General features: G+C 47.3%; 5 protein-coding genes. 2 read left to right on the top strand and 3 right to left on the bottom strand.

What is annotated here, in order from left to right:
* Together B3D59_RS08245 and B3D59_RS08240 are read left to right on the top strand one after the other, a co-directional pair.
* A partial coding sequence (locus tag B3D59_RS08245) for a TolC family protein (protein ID WP_286818904.1) occupies positions 1–780 on the top strand: 780 nt, incomplete at its 5' end.
* A gap of 13 nt (positions 781–793) precedes the next feature.
* Positions 794–1,120 carry a hypothetical protein gene (locus tag B3D59_RS08240; RefSeq protein ID WP_286818902.1) on the top strand — a complete coding sequence of 109 codons (327 nt, stop codon included), beginning with the start codon at positions 794–796 and terminating at the stop codon, positions 1,118–1,120.
* A 102-nt stretch (positions 1,121–1,222) separates the two neighbouring features.
* On the opposite strand, the gene B3D59_RS08235 is transcribed toward B3D59_RS08240, so the two are convergent.
* The 3 genes from B3D59_RS08235 to B3D59_RS08225 are packed head-to-tail and all read right to left on the bottom strand — an operon-like array spanning position 1,223 to position 2,839.
* Complete coding sequence (locus B3D59_RS08235) at positions 1,223–1,606, bottom strand: hotdog domain-containing protein (protein ID WP_286818899.1); 384 nt, start codon at positions 1,604–1,606, stop codon at positions 1,223–1,225.
* Between the two features lie 36 nt (positions 1,607–1,642).
* Complete coding sequence (gene aroL, locus B3D59_RS08230; RefSeq protein ID WP_286818894.1) at positions 1,643–2,182, bottom strand: shikimate kinase AroL; 540 nt, start codon at positions 2,180–2,182, stop codon at positions 1,643–1,645.
* 12 nt (positions 2,183–2,194) lie between these two features.
* Positions 2,195–2,839, bottom strand: a complete 645-nt coding sequence (locus B3D59_RS08225) for a 3-phosphoshikimate 1-carboxyvinyltransferase (protein ID WP_286818885.1) — start codon at positions 2,837–2,839, stop codon at positions 2,195–2,197.
* Between the last annotated feature and the right edge of the window lie 171 nt (positions 2,840–3,010).

Below are 3,010 nucleotides of genomic sequence, written 5' to 3'. Positions count from 1 at the left end.
AAAACAGCGCTTTACAGGGCCCGGGCTGAATTGTCAAAGGCTAAAACCGATCAGATTGTGGCAGTCAATAATGTTCAGACAGCCAAGGCAGGTATTGTCAGGCTCACCGGTATCGAAGACCAGTTCTCAATTGCATCGGGGGATATCAAAGAGATTGAAAATTTTTCAATCACCCTTGAAGAGATAAAATTAAAGGCCCTTGAAAACCGTTATGAAATCAAGGAAGGCAAAAAGGGGGTTGAAATTGCCCGGCGAAGCATAGCCTATGAAAAAGGTGACTATTGGCCCCGTTTTGAGATTGAAGGCGGCTACCGGGAAAAAGATATCACCTATGATACAGGAAACGGGGCCCAAGGCGGATATGATACCGCAGAGGCATATATCCAGGCCCAGCTGGTCGTTACCCTGTATGACGGCGGATTGCGAAGTGCTCAGGTACGCCAGGCCATGGCAAAGTATCGCCAGGCCATGCAGGCACTTGCCAATGAAGAAAAGGCCATAATCCTTGAATCAAAGCAATCCTTTCTGGAATTTAACACCTCAAAAGCGACCCTGATCAACCTTGCTGATGAAGTGAAATCTGCCGAAGAAAATTTCAACGCCGTTCAAATGCAATTCAAATACGGCATGGCTGACAGTATAGATATCATGGATGCCAATACGTTGCTTGTTGAGGCCCAGCGGCGCATATCCAATGCCCGTTCCTCCTTTTATCTGTCCATTTTGAAAATTATTTACACCCAGGGCGATATCCTATATTATTTTTTAAACAAAAAATAAAGGAGCACAAACTATGTACGAAATCATCGCCCCCCCCCAGGAGTACCAGATTGACCACCTGATCAACGGCACTGACAACGCAAATATAGACCTGACAAGAGAAAAAAGGGACAAGTGGGCAAAACAGATCGTTCAATTTAGTGAACGTTTGGCCGATTTTGCCCAAAAAGCAGATTTGTTTTCGTCGCTTCTTGCATCAGAAGAAAAGATTTCGGCGACCCCGGCCTCATTGAAAACACTGAAAATTCAGCTTTTCATGATTAACGATGCCTTGAATTCCGCCTTAGATATTGCTGACATGATGGAAAACGATATGATCAAGACCCCCCAGGATGCGTAAAATCGGATACTTAGAATAGCTTGAGCGCATTCACGGCTATTTTCCATTGAATGTATATTCCAAGCACCATGTTTTGATAAGAGATGGTGCTTGGACTTTTTTTTATTCAAGGACATGTTTTTCCAGGATAAAACAGGAAAAATCCCCTTTGAAAACCACTTCATCTTCACGTTTAACCACAACACCGACCATCTGTTTTTTACCTGACACCGATGATACACTAGCCTCGGCACAGACAGATTCCCCTGCTTTGACAGGTTTCAGGAATTTAACATCCGCTCCGCCAAGCACAACATTGGGATGATTCACTGCAAGCATAGCCGCATAGTCGGCAAGTCCGAAAATAAATCCGCCATGCACCAGCCCTGAGTCATCTGCCGCCATTCTCGGCGTAGTCGTATATTCCACACGGCTCTTACCGGTTTCAACCATGACCGGCGTTCCGCACAATTCATTGTCTATTAATTGATGGGTTATGATATCCATTAAAAATTCTCCTTTTTATTGGGTTACTTTGCAAACTTATGAAATTTCGCTCCGACTCCCTGGGGCAAGTTGGGCCTTGATCTGTAGTGCCGCGGCTTTGGGAGTGTATTTTTCGGTGTCAATGGAGACACCGGCAAGTTCCTGGTACAAGGGGGTTCTGATTTCAAGCATTTTTTCTGTTTCAAGGGAAAGGCTGTCACGGGTTAGATCCGGTCTTCGGTCGGTGTTGTTTTCATCTTTGCTTATTCTGTCCCTCAGAACAGATGCTGTGGCATAAAGATATACAACGACCCCGTTTTCTTTTAAAAACTGTCTGTTTTCTTCTGCAAGGATGATCCCCCCGCCCGTAGCTATAACGGGTGAATTCTTCAAATCCAGATTCATAAGTGTTTCAGTTTCTTTTGCCCTGAAATAGGCCCAGCCGTGCCGGCCCACCATCTGTGCAATGGTTGTACCGTAAGTTGATTCCAAAACCAGATCGGTATCCAGAAACGTTTTATTCAAAAGATCGGCAAGGTACTTTCCGGTACTGGTTTTGCCGGTACACCGGTATCCGATAAGAAAAATGGGACCCATGGTACCTCCTTTTTACAGGGCGTCAAAAAGCTGCCAAAATGTGGGAAATGATTTCTCCACGCACACGGGATTTTCAATTTTAATATCGTCCACCCTAAGACCGGCAACCGCAAAGGCCATGGCAATGCGGTGGTCGTTAAAGGTTTCAATGACTGCGCCATGGGGTGTGCCGCCCGTAATTTCCATAAAATCCGGTCCCTGCACCGCTTTAATTCCCATTTTTGTGAGCTGGGAACAAACCGCATCAATGCGGTCGCACTCCTTGACCCGAAGATGTCCAATATTACTGATCCGGGTGGTGCCTTCGGCAAACGCCGCTGTTACAGCCACAGCAGGCACGGCATCCGGGGTATCGGACATATCCACATCCACGCCGTGCAGGGGATGCCCCTTTACCCTCAGGACCCGGCCATTATGATTTACCGTACAGCCCATCTTCTCAAATATATATGCCTGTTTCAGATCGCCCTGCAAAGATGCTGTGCCGATATTATCCACCCCGATATCCGCACCTGTTACAGCCCCTGCTGCCCAAAAATAGCCGGCATTGGAAAGATCCGGCTCCACGGATCTGCTTCCGGATGAGTAAGTCTGGCCCCCCGGGACCTCATAACAGGTGTCGGATACCTGGAAGGCATTGACCCCAAACTGCTTCATCACATCCAAAGTCAAATCAATATATGGNNTGGGACACGGCAGGCCCTGTCAAATCAATCACGAGGCCATGATCAAAAAAAGCCCCGGCCATGAGCAGGGCGGACAGGTACTGGCTTGACCGGGAGCAGTCAAGAAGCGTTCGCCCCCCTGCCCTGTCACCGCCCTGGATCA

The organism is Desulfobacter sp. UBA2225 (assembly GCF_002348205.1).
Classification (GTDB): Bacteria; Desulfobacterota; Desulfobacteria; order Desulfobacterales; family Desulfobacteraceae; genus Desulfobacter; species Desulfobacter postgatei.
The sequence above is the reverse complement of the archived record's forward strand: the minus strand, read 5'-3'. Positions and strand labels throughout refer to the sequence as shown.

Bases quoted from the DNA above. Each gene is read 5' to 3' on its own strand.
- aroL (WP_286818894.1), bottom strand. From the start codon at position 2,182: ATGGGTCCCATTTTTCTTATCGGATACCGGTGTACCGGCAAAACCAGT.
- B3D59_RS08240 (WP_286818902.1), top strand. From the start codon at position 794: ATGTACGAAATCATCGCCCCCCCCCAGGAGTACCAGATTGACCACCTG.
- B3D59_RS08225 (WP_286818885.1), bottom strand. From the start codon at position 2,839: ATGAAGCAGTTTGGGGTCAATGCCTTCCAGGTATCCGACACCTGTTAT.
- B3D59_RS08235 (WP_286818899.1), bottom strand. From the start codon at position 1,606: ATGGATATCATAACCCATCAATTAATAGACAATGAATTGTGCGGAACG.